The following is a 14,626-nucleotide window of genomic DNA, read 5'->3' as shown; positions in this document are numbered from 1 at the left end:
ACCGCCACTCCGCGAATTCGAGCCGGGCTCAGGCGCGACGAAGGTTGCGTCGGCCGCCGGCGGCCGAGCGGTGATTCGGTTGGCCCGTCCCCGACGAGTTACCCGGATCTCGCGAAATCAGTTGCCGCGTCGAGCCCGGGTTGAATCGAACAAAGGCTGGGATTTCGGCGGTCGAGTCTCGGTTATCATCAGCACGTGAGTTTCGTGTCCGGCCGGTCCTCGGCGCATATCCGCAGTGATGCGGCGATGTTGCGCGGTGGATCGGCCGGTTCGATTTCCGGGGCGCTCGCGGTCGCCGCGCACGGCTGGATCTCGGGGGCCGCGCCCCTGGAATCGGGTGCGCTGAGCTTGCTGGTCGCCGCCTCCGCCGCGGTGGGTGCACTGGTCGCCGGGATCGGCGTGCTGCGCACCACGCGGCTCGGGCTCGTCGTGGCGCTGCTGGGCGGGCAACTGCTCGGGCACTTCGCCATGCTGTGGGGTTCGCCGGGTAGCGGCGGGCACCACTCCCATCACCAGGCATCGGTCTGGAGTCCGGCCATGCTGGCCGCGCACCTGAGCGCCGCCTGCGTCGCGGCGGTGGCGATTCTGGGCGCGGAGGCCGCGTACCGGATCGTCAGCACCGTATTGCACTGGGCGCTGCCGGTTCCGATCGCACTGCCCGTGTTGTCCGGACCGGCCGCGCTGCCCATCGCACATCGCGACCGGGTCGTGCTGCGGGTGCTCGCGGCCGATGCCTTCCGCACGCGCGGACCACCCGCCTTCGTTCGAGGCTGATTCCTTTTCCGGGGCTCACCGAGTCCCCGTTCCCCCGTACGCACGGTTCTGTATTCCGTGCGGCGTCGCCGTATTCGGCGACGGCCGGCGTCGTATTCGGCGACCCCGGGGGCTTTCCTCGAACGAAAGACCGCTCGTGACAATCACAGAAAGCGGTGTCGATTCCTCGGCATCGCCACCCTCCCCTGCTCGAAAGCCGGAGGCGGCGGAATCAACGCCGTCGACCGGCTCCACCAAACGCGGCGCGGGCAACGCCTTTCAGGCGCTCATGCTGCGACTGCATTTCTATGCCGGTGTCTTCGTGGCGCCGTTCATTCTGATCGCGGTGATCACCGGTGCGCTGTACGCGATCGCGCCGCAGATCGAGAATTTCGTCGATCGCGGGCTGCTGCACACCGATTCGACCGGTACGCCCAAGCCGCTCGCCGAGCAGATCGCGGCGGCCACCGCGCAGGTTCCGGACCTGTCGCTGGCGGCGGTCGCGCCCGCGCAGAACGTCGGCGACACCACGCGGGTGATCTTCACCGATCCCTCGCTCGGCGAGTCCGAGCGGCGCGCGGTGTTCGTGGATCCGGTGACCGCGCAGCCGCAGGGCGTGAGCGTGGTCTACGGCAGTTCGGGTCAGTTGCCCACGCGCACCTGGATCGACACCCTGCACCGCAATCTGCACCTGGGTGATGTCGGGCGCTACTACAGCGAGATCGCCGCGTCGTGGTTGTGGCTCATCGCGCTGGCCGGTCTGGTGCTCTGGTACCGCCGGGTGCGGGCGCGTCGCGAACGCCGGTCCGCGGGCTGGCTGCTGCGGGTCGACCGCTCCAAGCCGCGGGCGCGCACGCTGAATTGGCACGCGGTCGTGGGGCTCTGGGTCCTGCCGGTGGTGCTGCTGCTCTCGGCGACGGGTATGACCTGGTCCAAGTACGCCGGTGAGAACGTGGGCGATCTCCGCAAGGAACTGAGCTGGATGACGCCGGCGATCGACCAGAAGTTGCCCGGGACAACGGGTCCGGTCGCGGCCGCCGGTGGCGATCACGCCGATCACGGCGGTAAGCCGGCCGCGCCCAAGCCGGCGGCGAACAAGGCCGCGCAGGCCGACACCGCCTACGCGGTGGCGCGGGCCAACGGGCTCGAGGGGCCGTTGGAGATCAGCATTCCGGCGGCGGACAACACCGCGTTCGTGGCCAAGGAACTGCGGCGGCCCTTCGTCTACACGCAGGATTCGGTCGCGGTGAACGGCGAGACCGGCGTGGTCACCGACGTGCTGCGGTTCTCGGACTGGCCGCTCATGGCCCAGGCCACGAACCTCGGCATCGGGCTGCACATGGGCGTCACGTTCGGGCTGATCAATCAGCTGGTGCTGCTGGTGGCCATGCTCGCGCTGCTGACCGTGGTCGTGCGCGGCTACCTCATGTGGTGGCGGCGCCGGCCGACCAAGGAGACCGCGCTGGGCGCCGGTAAGGCGCCGCGGCGCGGGGCCATGCGGCAGACGCCACTGGTCGTGCTGGTTCCGTTCGTGGCCGCGGCCGCGGTCGTGGGCTGGTTCGCGCCGCTGCTCGGCATTCCGCTGCTGGGGTTCCTGGCGCTCGACGTGCTGGTCGGCCTGGCAGCCCGCCGGCGCGCTGCCGCCTGATCCCGTTCCCCTGATCCGCTGCCCGGCAGCGGTTTTCACACACTCACAACCGAATCCGTCCCAGCGACACCGCCTTCCGGCCGTGCCGCCGGATTCGGACGCCCTGTCACGATCCGGCGCGCTGGATCGTCACCACTGCACCGCGGCACCCGACCGCACACGACGCGAGGAATAACCCTGATGAAGATCAAGATGTTCGCCCTGTCCGCCGCCGCCGTCTCGAGCGTGCTGGCCGTCAGCGCGGGCGCCGCGCACGCGGCCCCCGCTGCCGAGGCGAACACGGACGGCGCGATCAACTACGCCGTCACCACCACCGAGACGCACACCGTCATCAACACCGACGCCGGTTCGCTGGTCGTCGAGGACGGCGTGTTCAAGGTCAAGGCCGCCAACGGCGATACCGTCGCGGGCACCGAGTTGAGCGTCCAGGTGGACGATTTCGTCTTCCCGATCGCCGCCGAGATCACCGGCCGCACCGCGACCCTGACCCCCCGGCTCGACATGGCGCACGCGGTCTACAAGCCGGTCGCCCTCCCGTTCGAGAACTCCGCACCCTGGAAGTCCGAGTACGACCGCGAGGTGGCCGCCTGGTCCCGCATGACCAGCACCATCTCCCTCGGCGCCAGCATCGCCACCCTGGTGGGCGGCATCGGCGGCGCGGCCCTGGGCTGCGTGGCCGGCGGTATCGCCGGCGCGGCCCTGACCGGCCCCCTGGCCCTGATGTTCGGCGCCGGCCCCGTAGGCGGCTGCCTGATCGGCGCCGCCGCGACCGGCTTCCTCGGCACCCTGGCCGGCCAGATCTTCATCACCGCTCCCGTGGCGATCCTGGCCGCCGCCCAGTACTTCACCACGATCAACCAGCCCTTCACGGCCCCGGCGAAGTAGGACCCGAAACCCGAAGCGGTGCGGTGGATCCGACGGTCCACCGCCCGGCTCGGGCCTCGACGGATCCGAGCCATTCACGCCCCACGCACGGTTGCTGTCACACCGATCGTGTTACCCGAAGCTGACCGGGCGTCTCCCACTCTCCCTGCACTGGCGTGTCCGACGTCTTCGACGTGTCTCCGCCCCTTGAGGCCTCGGGAGAAGCCCGCAGCTCATCGAACAGTTTGTCAGCCTCGACCTGGGCTCGTTCTCGTGCGACGTTGTGGCACTGCATGATCGCGTTGGCGAGCCGTGCCGGATCCACCGACATCGCGGATGGCGCGATCGTCAGTGCGGTGATCCCGCCATCCAGATCGGACTCCACCACCACTGCGCCGCCCGAGGTTTCGGCCCGTCCTCGAACCCGTGCGACCGCTGCGCGGATTCGATCACTGTGCGCGGCTCTATCACCTGGATCAGAATGCACCGACTGCCCCCCTGGTTCGTATGACGTGCATCATCGATCTTGCCAGACGGACACCCACCACGAGGCCGTCGACGATCGGCGTCAAACCTGGCTCGGCCGAACCGGATTGAAGGCCGCCCATTCCGCAGCTAGCCTTGTGCGGAATCGGACAAACACGCCACATTGGTTGATCGGTGTTCGAGACCGGGGGGATAGATGGTGGGGGAAACGCATGCCGAGCAACAGACTCTGCAGGTCACGCCACCTGAGCTGGTGGCTGCGGCGCAGGTGATACGCGAACTGCTGGAAGGCATTTCCAGGGAGTACCGATCACTAGACGCCGATGCCGACAGCCTCGCGCAGGGGTGGATCGGCTACCAGGGTGGGCTTTTCGCCGAGGGGTGGTCGGACATCCAAGCTGGACTCTCCGATCTCTTCGACGCGCTGGAACAAATGACGACGGCGCTCGACGACGGCGCCGAAAGCTACCTGGAGCAGGAGCAGATCAGCACCGAGGACATCGACTTCCTGCGCCTGTCACTGGAGCTGTGATGCGACATCGAGTTGACCTCGCACAGCTCGACGACTTCGTCGGCCGGGTAGCGAAGTTCGGCGCCTTCCTCTCCGACCAGATCACCGAATTGGACAGCGCTGTAACGTCATTGCAAACCGGCTGGGAAGGCAAAGCCGCAGACGCGCAGGCCACGGCGCATGCCGGCCTGATGAAGGCCGCAGCGGAGATTCGAGACGGTCTGCAGGATATCCACGACGCCGCGCAAGCAGCGCACACTCGCTACACCGAGGCGATGACGACGAACGTCCAGATGTGGCGGGGATGAGCGGTGACCGAACTCGATGTCGACCCGGAACTGTTCTACGAAGCGGCCGGGGCGTACAGCACCGCCAGCACCAAAGCATCCAATGCCCTGACCAAGCTCGACACCGACCTGCGGACCGCCATCGAGATGACGGGAGGAGACGATGGAGGCAGACAGTGGGGCGCAAAGTACTCCTTCGTGGGTCTCGAAGGAACTGTCAGCGCGAGTGTCACCACGCAGGTTCTGTTTCGGATGGCCGCGCTCATCCGGCAGAGCGGAGTGAACCACGATCAGTCCGAGGAGGCGGAGGAATACAACACCCCGGGCGGTCCGCTGCCCGACGCCGATCCCGGTGGCAAGACCTTTTTCGCGCGGCCACTGAAGAATCCCGCGGGCGGTAACCGCGCCGAGCCCTTCGGCTGGAAGATCGTCATGGAGGACGCCGAATGGCCCAATGGCGACACGACCAAACTTCAAGCGGCAGCGGATAGCTGGACTCTCCTGGCCAGCGCATACGGATCGCTGGACAACGATGTGAAGCCGAAGATGGACACGCTCTCCGTCGCGAAGACGACGGAGATGCCCGACATCACTTCGACCAACTCCAGCGTCAAAGATGCCGTGGAGCTACTCGCGGATGCGATGCGTCAGATCTCGGGCGCCCTGAGCGGCTATGCCGACGTCTTGAAGGCCGCGCAGGAGGGAGCCGAATGGGAATTACAGCTACAAGCCGTCACTCAGGCAATCAATACGATCAATGCCGCTACCCTGGGCCGTCCGATTACCAAGGCGATCCGGAAGGTCGCCGAGCTCGAGATCTCGTACAGTCGCGACCGGATCAAAGTGATGTTGGCGGGTCTGGATACCGCTCGAACGGTGACGACGTCGGCTCTCGATGGCGCATCCACCGTTCTGACCACTGCTGTCAACACCAAGCTGAACCCTGTCCTGCAGAAGCAGTTGCTACGTCCACCCGAACCGACGAAATCCCAAACCGCGCGCGAGAACAAGGCCCGCGGCGCGCGGGCCGAAACCCGAGCGGGAATTGATCCGACCACCAAGAAGACCTCGATCCCCTCGACGAACGGCACCGCCAAGCGCCGGATCCCGGACGAGCTCGATACAGGGAATAAGATCCTGACCGAGGTGAAGAACGTCGACTACCAGGCCTACACCGACCAGATCAAGGATTTCGAGGCGTACACCCAGAACAATCACTACACGTTCCGCCTGGTAGTCGATAACCGCACTCAGCTGGCACCGGAGATCCAGACGCTGGCGAGTCAAGGAAAGGTCACGATAGTCAGAATGGATCTGAACAGTTGACGAATAGTCCAGCAGAGCAGTTGATCAGCGACTATCGGGCAGCGGGCGGCTACGCGATGGAACTGGGCGACATCTCACGCGCGGTCAAACAACCCGCCGCCGCCGTCACAATACTCGCGACCTGGCTTTCCGAGCTGGAAACGCGTTGGCCGGGGCCGGAAGACGACGGCCGAGACACGGCGCGGCTGGTCCTCATCCAGGCGCTCAACAGTCGAGAGTCTCGAAAGTCCGCTGCCATCCCCGCCCTCATCGGACAGTTCGACCGGGCCAAACCCATCCTCGACAACGCACGGTGGAGCGCGGGGAACGCCCTGTACGACATCCCGGCCGGCGACGCGTATTTCGACGACCTCGCACACATCGCGGCGAATCGGGAGTTGGGCAGCACTCGGCAGATGGTGGTGAACTGGCTGGGTAAGTCCAAGAGGCCCGAAGCGATCGATGTCGCGGTGAGCCAGCTGGACGACGAAGCCGTGCAGGGCCATGCGCTCGAAGCCTTGGCCAAGCTGCGGGCGCAAGGTGTACGAGCAGCGGTCGAACCCTTCGCGGCCTCGAAGAACAAGTGGCACCGCAGAACCGCCGAGCGAATCCTGCGATACCTCGAAACCTGATTCGACCGAGCCGCGAGAAGTCCGGCTACAGCCAGATTTTGCGATCCACGCCGAACGCTCGCAACGGCTCCGTCGACAGGCGACCGTCGACGATGCGATACGGCTCCATCACGTTGATCGCCGTCCCCTCCGAATGTTCGAGGAACAGATCGGCCGCGTCCCCGCCGCTGCCGGGTATCCGCACGTCGGTGACAACGGCGGCCGCGCGGAACTCGCTTCGACGCTCACGAAGATTCTGATAGATGACGCCTTGCGCGTGCTGAGCCGAATCCGCCATGACAGCGATGACCTCGGTCTGCCCGGCACCATCGATGCCCAATCCGAACGGATAGAACTCACCGCGTTCTGCCAGCCTGCTCTCGGCCAGATCCAGTGCCGCGTCCAGCAGCGCATCGAGATCTGATTGAGCTGTAGCGGAAGCATTCTCGCGCCAAGACGCCACGATTCCCCACATCCTTCCGCCCGAGCGACCGCAGCACCGTGTGCCCGGCCGCCCCGCGAAGATACCGCAGCACCGCGCTCCGGGCAGTGAGCTAGTCGGTCGTTTCCTCGTCGGCGGGGACCGGGGAGCCGGTCAGGGGTTGGACGGGGCGGAGGCGGACCCAGGCGAAGAACAGGACCGCGGCGGCGGTCATTCCTATTCCTGCCCAGAGGTTTATGTCTATGCCGCCGGTCTTCGCTCGCTGGTACTGGGTGTCGTAGCTGAGGGCGACGACTATCAGGATCACGCCGTAGCAGGCGAGCAGCCCGCCGACGATGGTGCGGATATCGAACAGCATTGACGCGCCTTTCCTATCCGATGAAAACGTTGAGGGCGATGACGATTACGAGGGCGATCCCGGCCAGCACGGCCGGGCGCTGGTACCACGGCAGGGTGTCCGCGTCCGGATCGGTGCGGGCCGCGGCGGGGGTCTCGGAGTAGACCAGGCCCACCAGTTCGGCGGCGGGCTTGGGGCGGGTCACCTGGGTGACCGCGACGCTGACGACTATGTCGACGGCGAAGGCCACCCCGGCGGCCACGAAACTCGCGCCCTGGCCGGACAATTCGAAGACGCCCGCCTTGTTCGCGAGGAAGACCGCGATGGCCGCGCCGGTACCGCTCACCAGGCCGATCCAGCCCGCGGCGGGGGTCATCCGCTTCCAGAACATGCCCAGGATGAAGGTGGCGAACAGCGGGGCGTTGAAGAAGCTGAACAGCGTTTGCAGGTAGTCCATCATGTTGGAGAAATTGCCCGCGATGAACGCGGTGCCGATCGCGGCCACGGTCGCGCCGACCGTGGCCAGGCGGCCGACCTTCAGGTAGTAGCCGTCCTCGCGATCCTTGACCGCGTACCGCTGCCACAGGTCGTAGCTGAAGACGGTATTGAACGCCGAGATGTTCGCCGCCATACCGGCCATGAACGCCGCGAGCAGCCCGGCCAGCCCCACCCCGAGCAACCCGTTCGGCAGCACGTCCTTCATGAGATAGAGCAGCGCCTGGTTGTAGGTGACATCGCCCTCGTAGTCGGGATTCGCCGCCACCTGAGCCTTGAACTCCGCGATCTGCGGCACCAGCACCGCGCTGATCATGCCGGGGATGACCACGATGAAGGGGATGAACATCTTCGGGTACGCGCCGATGATCGGCGTACGCCGCGCGGCGGAGATGGAATGCGTGGCCAGCGCCCGCTGCACCTCCACGAAATTGGTTGTCCAGTAACCGAAGGAGAGCACGAACCCGAGCCCGAACACGATCCCGATGACCGAGGCGATGTTGCTGGTGAACCCGGTGAGCTCGTTGCCCGGCCACGCCTGCAACTGCTCGGCCCCGCCCGGACCCTCGATCACCTTGCCGCGCAGCCCATCCCAGCCGCCCACCTTGTGCAGGCCGACCAGCGTGAGCGGCAGCAGCGCCGCCACGATGACGAAGAACTGCAGCACCTCGTTGTAGATGGCCGCCGAGAGCCCGCCCAGGGTGATGTAGGACAGCACGATCACCGCGGCCACCACCACCGACACCCACAAGGGCCAGCCCAGCAGCACGTTCACGATGGAACCGAGCAGATACAGGTTCACCCCGGCGATGAGCACCTGCGCGACCGCGAAACTCAGCGCGTTCACCAGGTGCGCGCCGGGCCCGAACCGCCGCAGCATGAACTCCGGCACGCTGCGCACCTTGGAGCCGTAGTAGAACGGCATCATCACGATGCCCAGGAACAGCATCGCCGGCACCGCGCCGATCCAGAAGTAGTGCATGGTCGGCATGCCGTATTCCGCGCCGTTGGCGGACATACCCATGATCTCGACCGCGCCCAGGTTGGCGGAGATGAACGCCAGGCCCGTCACCCACGCGGGCAGCGAGCGCCCGGACAGGAAGAAGTCCAGGCTCGAGGACACCTGCCGGCGCGCCAGCCAGCCGATGGCCAGCACGAAGCCGAAATACAGTGCGATCAGCGCGTAATCGATCGGGTCGGCATCCAGGCGCAGTCCGCTGCCCGCCGCGGCGACGGCATCGGCGTACGCGTGTACGTCGACGGGCACACTGGCGTCGAACGGCATACGTTCTCCTGTCGAAACACTGCTCGAAATGACGCGGGCACGACTGTGGTCTGACGCGAGCACGACTGTTGCTCGAAGGTCCCCGGCCGACGATCCGGACCGTGACGGGCAATACTAGCGGCGAGTTCGCTATTGCCGGGGAGGATCGCCGACACCATGCAGGGCTATCGGAAAGCGCCTGGTAAACAAGGTAGCCAGGCGTCAAAGATGTAGTTGCTCGCCAGTTTCCGTTGTGAAATGGGTGCGCCGCGCGGCGCCGAACTACGGACAGTCCATGGCTCGCTCGTTCCTGGATCGCGAGTGGATGGTTCCCGTTTCAGGTTAAGCCCTCGCCGCCGCGCACGCGGCCTATTCGAGCCGGTGCGCACCCGGGGCCGGGGTGACCTCGAACGTGCGCGGTGCGTCGAATCCCATGCGCGCGAACGCGTCTCGCACCGAATCGGCGACCACCGCGGACCGCTCCCGATCGACCAGGGCGATCACGCTGCCGCCGAAGCCGCCGCCGACCATGCGCGCACCGTGCGCCCCGCTCCGCAGCGCGGCGTCCACCGCGGTGTCCAGTTCGGGCGTGGAGACCTCGAAATCGTCACGCAGCGAGACGTGCCCGGCCGTCAGGATCGGGCCCGTGACGCGCGGATCGGCGCCACCGCGCAATTTTTCGGCTACCAGCAGTACGCGTGCGTTCTCACTGACCACGTGCCGCGCGCGCCGGCGCAGAAGCGGATCCGCCAGGCGCTCGACCACCGCGAGATCGGTGACGTCCCGCAAAAACCGAACGTCCAGTTCCTCAGCGGCGGCGGCACATTCGGCCCGCCGCGCGGCGTACTCGCCGTCCACCAGCCGGTGCGGGCTCCCGGTATCGAACACCAGCAGTTCGAGCCCGAACCGCTCGAGCTCGAACGGAATCTGTTCGTACCCCTGGGTGCGCACGTCCAGGAAGAGCAGGTGCCCGGCGGTGCACAGCATCGAAGCGGACTGATCGAGCACGCCCGTCGGGACCCCGGCGTAGACGTTCTCGGCGGTGCGCGCGATATCGATGATCTCCGCGGCGGGCACATCGGGCGCGAACAGATCGCGCAGGGTGATGGCCACCGCGCAGGACAGCGCCGCGGAGGAGGACAGCCCCGCGCCCATCGGCACGGTCCCGTCGAGGTCGATCTCGATCCCGCGCACCTCGTGCCCGCGCCGCTCGAACTCGCGGACGACACCGAGCGGATAGTGTGCCCAGGTGGGCAATTCGGACCAGCCCCCGGTACCGAGATCCCCCAGCGTCACATCGATGTCGTCGCACGGCGCCTGACGCGAGCGCAACCGCACCACCCGTTCCGGCAGCAGCGTGGCGGTGCAGGTCACCCCGAGCGGCAGCGCCATCGGCAGGACGTAGCCGTCGTTGTAATCGGTGTGCTCGCCGATGAGATTGACCCGCCCGGGCGCGTGCCACCGCCCCGCCGCTGTCCCCACAGTGCCCTCCGCTCCGCTTCGGGTTGGTCCGGCGGCCCGCGGAGCCGTCCACGGAGTCGTGCAGGCCGTTCGGTTCGATTGGCAGGCAGCATAGCGAGTCTCGCGAACCGCGATCCTGCGGGTTCGGCGGACTCGCCTACAGAGCGCGGGTTTTCGTGTAATGATCGACGCGGTTGCCCAGATCTCGATGGCAGCGCTCCCTCCCCCGTGGACACGGCCGCCGTCGGCTGGCACCTATGCTCGTACAGCACCACTCGGTTATCGGTCGCCGAGGCCCCTCGAGCACCGCTCGGTACGTCCGCGAGCACGCTCGATGAGTTCGACGGTCGTTGCCCTGGTGTGCAAGATGCTGATCTACAGGTGGCACGTTGCTGGGGACGGAGCGGAACGAGGGGGGCTGGTGACACCAGAAGGAGAACCGGCCGGTCAGTCCGGACTGCGGCACCGGATCTGCTGGCGCACGATGGGACTCGGCTGCGGACTGTTGATCCTGCTCCTGCCACTGGTCAGCGACTCCCGGCCCCTCGCGCTCGGGACCCTGTTCGCCTCGGTCACCCTCAGCCTCATCATGATCGGCGCGGGCGTGCACAGATTCAGACCCCGCCACCCGCTGCCCTGGTATCTCCTGTCCGCCTCGGCCGTGCAGTTCACCGTCGGCACCGCGCTGCGCACCCTCACCGACTGGCAGCGGCACCCCTTCGACGATCTGTTCCTGCTCAGCGGCTACTGCCTGATCGGCGCCGCCGCGGTGCTGTGGCTGCGCCCCCGCCAGAACAGCACCGATCACGATCTGCTGCTGGACTCCGGCCTGATCGGCCTGGGCGCGCTGCTGCTGTCGTGGACCTTCCTCATCTCCCCCATCCTGCACGCCGCGGGCGGGCTCACCCTGACCTCGCTCACCGCCTGCGTCTATCCGGTGGTCGACGCGCTGCTGCTCACGGTGGTGGCGCACTCGGTGGCGACCTCCGCGCGCTCGGAAACCTCACTGCGCCTTGTGTATCTGGCCCTGCTCGCGATTCTCGCCGGCGATCTCGGCTACAACCTGGAAGCGGCCGGTTCGGCCGATCCCAGCCGCCAGATGCTGCTCATGCCATTGCAATTGGCCTACACGCTCATCGGCGCGGCGGCGCTGCACCCGAGCATGGTCGTACTGGGCGGCCCGCGCGACATCCACGCCCATCGTTCCCGCCAGCGCGCCAGCATCATCGCCATCACCATGATCGTGGCGGCGCTCGTGCCGGTGGTCGGGTCCAGCCTGGACATGATGGACCGCGTCGTCGTCTCGTCGCTGTTCGCGCTGTTGCTGTCCGGTGTGCTGCTACGCAGTGAACGCGCCATCGAACGCAGCGCCCGGAGCGAACGGCGCGCGCAGTACCAGGCCGATCACGACATGCTGACCGGGCTCCTGAACCGCGCCGCCCTGCTCCGGGCGTTGCATCGTAATCGGGACAGATGGGGTGACCAGCCGCTGGCGTTGCTGTTCATCGATCTGGACGGCTTCAAACGCGTCAACGACAACTGGGGTCACGCGGTCGGCGACGAACTCATCGCCAACGCCGCCGCGCGCATCCGGCGCATCATTCGCCGCGACGACGCCGCCGCCCGGTACGGCGGTGACGAGTTCGTCGTGCTGGCCCCGCTGGGACGCCAGCAGGCACTGCTGCTGGCCGAACGGCTGCTGGCCGCACTGGGCGAACCGTTCGAACTCAGTGCGGCCGAGGTCCGCATCGCCGCCAGCATCGGCATCGCCTGCAGCGGCCCGCGCGGCGCCGACACCACCGTGTACGAGCTTCTGCGCGAAGCGGATTCGGCGATGTACCACGCGAAGGAATACTCGCTGGGGTACGTTTTCCATGCCGATCTCAGGCACGGTCATCCGGAGTCCGGCCCGCGCACCTGGCGCCGGGAGTCCGCGGTCTGACATCGCGATCGCTGTCACCGCACGGATATTCGGGTCAACCATGCACTTTCGCTCATCCACCGCGCGCTCCGCGCGCCCCGGACTCTCGAGGCTCACCGCCGCCCTGGCCTGCGCGACCGCCCTGGCTTGCGCGGGCGCGGGCGGCACGGCGGCCGCGCCGCTGGAGCTCGAAACCCCCACGCTCCCCGCGCAAGTCGCGGCCGGCGCCGGGGATATCGCCGTCGGCACCGGCTCGGCGTCGCTCTCGGCCGATCCGGGGTCCGCGAGCGGGTCGAGCAGAAGCGGTTCGGGCGCAGGCGGTTTCGGCGGACTGCCGCCGGGCACCTGGCCGGGGTCCGGCCCCGGGCCCTACGGCACCGGATCGGGCGGGCGACTCGGCCAGCTGGGACCGAACATCGCCGAGGGCATCGATTCGTTCATGCGCGGCCTGGGATTCCGGCCCGGCAACTACCCGAGTTGCGCCGAGATCGAACGGGCCGGACTGGCCCCGCTGCTGCGCGGCGCACCGGGATTCAGCGACCTGCTCGATCCCGACGGCAACGGCGTCGCCTGTGATTGACGGGCGTCGAGTGTGATCGATCCGGGCGCGTACGAGGCCCGGAAACACGAAATCCCCACCGCGCGCGGCTCGGTCCCGAGCCCCGATCGCGTGATGGGGAATGCGTGCGGCGGAACTCGCTCAGCCGGCTAAATCGTCGAGCAGGCGACGGGCGTTCTCCAGCTCGGCCTGCAGGGCTTCGACCTTGGCGCGCTGGGCCAGCCGGACCGCCTCCAGGATCCCGTCGACCACCTCGGCGACCTCGGGGTGCAGCAGTTTGGCGGCCTGCGAGACCGACGAACTCGGGACCGAGAGGCCCTTGATCGTGCGCTTCTTGCCGTTGACCACGTCGAGGGTCCACTCACCGTCGGCGGTGCCGCTCAGGGTGACCGTCACCTCCGGCGCCTTGGGCTTGCGGGCGGCGGCCGCGCTGCCCGCGGTGTTGCGCGCCGGCTTGGGCGCCGCCGGCTTCTTGGCCTCGGCGCCGGAGCCCGCCGCGGCGGTATCCGCGCCGTCCTGCGGCAGATCGGGTTTCGCGGCGGGCGGCGTGCTCGGAACGCTCTGGACACTCGGAACGCTCGGCGGGGTGGCGGTCGCGCTCACCGTCGACGGCATCGTCACTGTGGGGTCCTTCCTGGTTGCCGTTTTCTGTTTCACACCGGCGGCGGCTTGGGGCCGGGCCGGTTTGGTCAGGGTCACCTCGGTGGGGCCGAAGGACAGCACGTCCTTCGAGCCGGTCGGCTTCACTTGCAGGAAATCTCCCTCGGACGGATCACCGAGCGAGATCACCTTTCCGGAACGGCCTTCCGGTACGCCGACAGCCACCGCCGTGAACCACACCATCGGCGGACGGCCGGCATCGATCTGCTCGCCGATCTGCCGAATCTCGGTCTCCGACAAGGGCTGTGGTTTCGTGCTACGGGACGACATGGGGCTCTCCGGGCGGACGATTGGACATCTGCGTGCACAGAGCATGCCCCATGGCACCGACAAATCCACATCCGGAGAACCCGCACCGCTACCAACGCACCGGTTGGTGAACGTTCAGCAATTGCGATTCGGTCGGCCCACCGAGCATGGCCGGCGGGTCCGATCGTAGGCGCTGTGCGCTGCCCGCGCGCAACTTTCCGCGACGGCGACCCCGGGCGATCGATGGCGCCGCCCCGGTTGTCGCGACCGGTCGTGCGCTGGTCAGAGCTGTTCGACACCGCGCAGGACGCAGCGCAGCGACTGCGGCCTGGTGACCGGATCGAGCCGGGTCTCGGTGATGAGTTCGTGAGTCGCGCCCGCCGGTACGGTGACCTCGGTGCTGGTGCGGTCCAATACCGTCGACTCCGGTGTCATGAAACTGATCACCACGAGATATCGGTGCTCGACCTCGTCCCGGTTGCTCACCACCGCGGTCGCCTGCCAGCCCGCCGACGTGCCACCGCACCCGGTGACGAACGCGCTGCGCTGCATTTCGGATTTATCTCTGTGAGACTCGGGCATATCGGCCACTTCGGCCTCAACCCTCCCCACATCGGTGTGACCGGACCGGGCACAACCCGCCAGGACAGCAGCCAGTCCACACACCACACCGACGAGCCTCAGGCAGGGGGCGATCATGAATCTCCCTTTCCACCGCGCACTTCCGCCCCCCGCACTGCTGTTGCCGCTAATTAGCCGCGCGCAGAGACTAC

At 67.4% G+C, this 14,626-nt stretch carries 16 protein-coding genes; 9 read left to right on the top strand and 7 right to left on the bottom strand.

The window, feature by feature from the left end:
• The first annotated feature begins 195 nt into the window (after positions 1-195).
• The 3 genes from ACWDOP_RS07355 (at position 196) to ACWDOP_RS07345 (ending at position 3,286) form a co-directional block, all read left to right on the top strand.
• Complete coding sequence (locus ACWDOP_RS07355; protein WP_456344367.1) at positions 196-774, top strand: hypothetical protein; 579 nt, start codon at positions 196-198, stop codon at positions 772-774.
• A 136-nt stretch (positions 775-910) separates the two neighbouring features.
• Positions 911-2,401: a PepSY-associated TM helix domain-containing protein gene (locus ACWDOP_RS07350; protein ID WP_456344366.1), complete on the top strand. Its 1,491-nt coding sequence runs from the start codon at positions 911-913 to the stop codon at positions 2,399-2,401.
• Positions 2,402-2,581: 180 nt separating this feature from the next.
• Positions 2,582-3,286 carry a hypothetical protein gene (locus tag ACWDOP_RS07345; protein ID WP_456344365.1) on the top strand — a complete coding sequence of 235 codons (705 nt, stop codon included), beginning with the start codon at positions 2,582-2,584 and terminating at the stop codon, positions 3,284-3,286.
• A 97-nt stretch (positions 3,287-3,383) separates the two neighbouring features.
• Here the strand turns inward: ACWDOP_RS07345 and ACWDOP_RS07340 are convergent, their stop codons facing one another.
• Positions 3,384-3,752: a YbaB/EbfC family nucleoid-associated protein gene (locus tag ACWDOP_RS07340; protein ID WP_456344364.1), complete on the bottom strand. Its 369-nt coding sequence runs from the start codon at positions 3,750-3,752 to the stop codon at positions 3,384-3,386.
• Between the two features lie 195 nt (positions 3,753-3,947).
• Here ACWDOP_RS07340 and ACWDOP_RS07335 point away from each other — a divergent pair, with 195 nt between their 5' ends.
• From ACWDOP_RS07335 to ACWDOP_RS07320, 4 genes are read left to right on the top strand one after another with little or no spacing between them, the layout of a single operon-like run.
• Complete coding sequence (locus ACWDOP_RS07335) at positions 3,948-4,283, top strand: WXG100 family type VII secretion target (protein ID WP_456344363.1); 336 nt, start codon at positions 3,948-3,950, stop codon at positions 4,281-4,283.
• Positions 4,283-4,570, top strand: a complete 288-nt coding sequence (locus ACWDOP_RS07330) for a WXG100 family type VII secretion target (protein ID WP_456344362.1) — start codon at positions 4,283-4,285, stop codon at positions 4,568-4,570. Before ACWDOP_RS07335 ends, ACWDOP_RS07330 begins: the two co-directional genes overlap by 1 nt.
• 3 nt (positions 4,571-4,573) lie before the next feature.
• The gene (locus ACWDOP_RS07325) at positions 4,574-5,875 is read left to right on the top strand and encodes a putative toxin (protein WP_456344361.1); all 1,302 of its coding nucleotides are present in this window, start codon (positions 4,574-4,576) and stop codon (positions 5,873-5,875) included.
• Between the two features lie 20 nt (positions 5,876-5,895).
• Positions 5,896-6,486 carry a HEAT repeat domain-containing protein gene (locus ACWDOP_RS07320; protein ID WP_456344360.1) on the top strand — a complete coding sequence of 197 codons (591 nt, stop codon included), beginning with the start codon at positions 5,896-5,898 and terminating at the stop codon, positions 6,484-6,486.
• A gap of 25 nt (positions 6,487-6,511) precedes the next feature.
• Here the strand turns inward: ACWDOP_RS07320 and ACWDOP_RS07315 are convergent, their stop codons facing one another.
• From ACWDOP_RS07315 to galK, 4 genes are all read right to left on the bottom strand, one after another.
• On the bottom strand, positions 6,512-6,928 hold the full coding sequence (locus ACWDOP_RS07315; protein WP_456344359.1) for a hypothetical protein: 417 nt from the start codon (positions 6,926-6,928) through the stop codon (positions 6,512-6,514).
• 91 nt (positions 6,929-7,019) lie between these two features.
• On the bottom strand, positions 7,020-7,265 hold the full coding sequence (locus tag ACWDOP_RS07310; RefSeq protein WP_454203425.1) for a hypothetical protein: 246 nt from the start codon (positions 7,263-7,265) through the stop codon (positions 7,020-7,022).
• 13 nt (positions 7,266-7,278) lie between these two features.
• Positions 7,279-9,024 carry a sodium:solute symporter family protein gene (locus ACWDOP_RS07305; RefSeq protein WP_456344358.1) on the bottom strand — a complete coding sequence of 582 codons (1,746 nt, stop codon included), beginning with the start codon at positions 9,022-9,024 and terminating at the stop codon, positions 7,279-7,281.
• 348 nt (positions 9,025-9,372) lie between these two features.
• Positions 9,373-10,485, bottom strand: a complete 1,113-nt coding sequence (gene galK, locus ACWDOP_RS07300) for a galactokinase (protein WP_456344357.1) — start codon at positions 10,483-10,485, stop codon at positions 9,373-9,375.
• A 400-nt stretch (positions 10,486-10,885) separates the two neighbouring features.
• On the opposite strand from galK, the gene ACWDOP_RS07295 reads away from it, so the two are divergent.
• Together ACWDOP_RS07295 and ACWDOP_RS07290 are read left to right on the top strand one after the other, a co-directional pair.
• Positions 10,886-12,406 (top strand): diguanylate cyclase domain-containing protein, encoded by a 1,521-nt coding sequence (locus ACWDOP_RS07295; RefSeq protein ID WP_454203428.1) that lies wholly within the window; start codon positions 10,886-10,888, stop codon positions 12,404-12,406.
• 40 nt (positions 12,407-12,446) lie between these two features.
• Positions 12,447-12,965 (top strand): excalibur calcium-binding domain-containing protein, encoded by a 519-nt coding sequence (locus ACWDOP_RS07290; RefSeq protein WP_456344356.1) that lies wholly within the window; start codon positions 12,447-12,449, stop codon positions 12,963-12,965.
• Positions 12,966-13,085: 120 nt separating this feature from the next.
• Here the strand turns inward: ACWDOP_RS07290 and ACWDOP_RS07285 are convergent, their stop codons facing one another.
• Both ACWDOP_RS07285 and ACWDOP_RS07280 read right to left on the bottom strand, forming a co-directional pair.
• Positions 13,086-13,874: a DUF6319 family protein gene (locus ACWDOP_RS07285; protein WP_456344355.1), complete on the bottom strand. Its 789-nt coding sequence runs from the start codon at positions 13,872-13,874 to the stop codon at positions 13,086-13,088.
• Between the two features lie 261 nt (positions 13,875-14,135).
• On the bottom strand, positions 14,136-14,405 hold the full coding sequence (locus ACWDOP_RS07280) for a hypothetical protein (RefSeq protein ID WP_454203431.1): 270 nt from the start codon (positions 14,403-14,405) through the stop codon (positions 14,136-14,138).
• Positions 14,406-14,626: the final 221 nt, after the last annotated feature.

The sequence above is a fragment of the Nocardia sp. NPDC003693 genome (genome assembly GCF_053981095.1).
The sequence above is the reverse complement of the archived record's forward strand: the minus strand, read 5'-3'. Positions and strand labels throughout refer to the sequence as shown.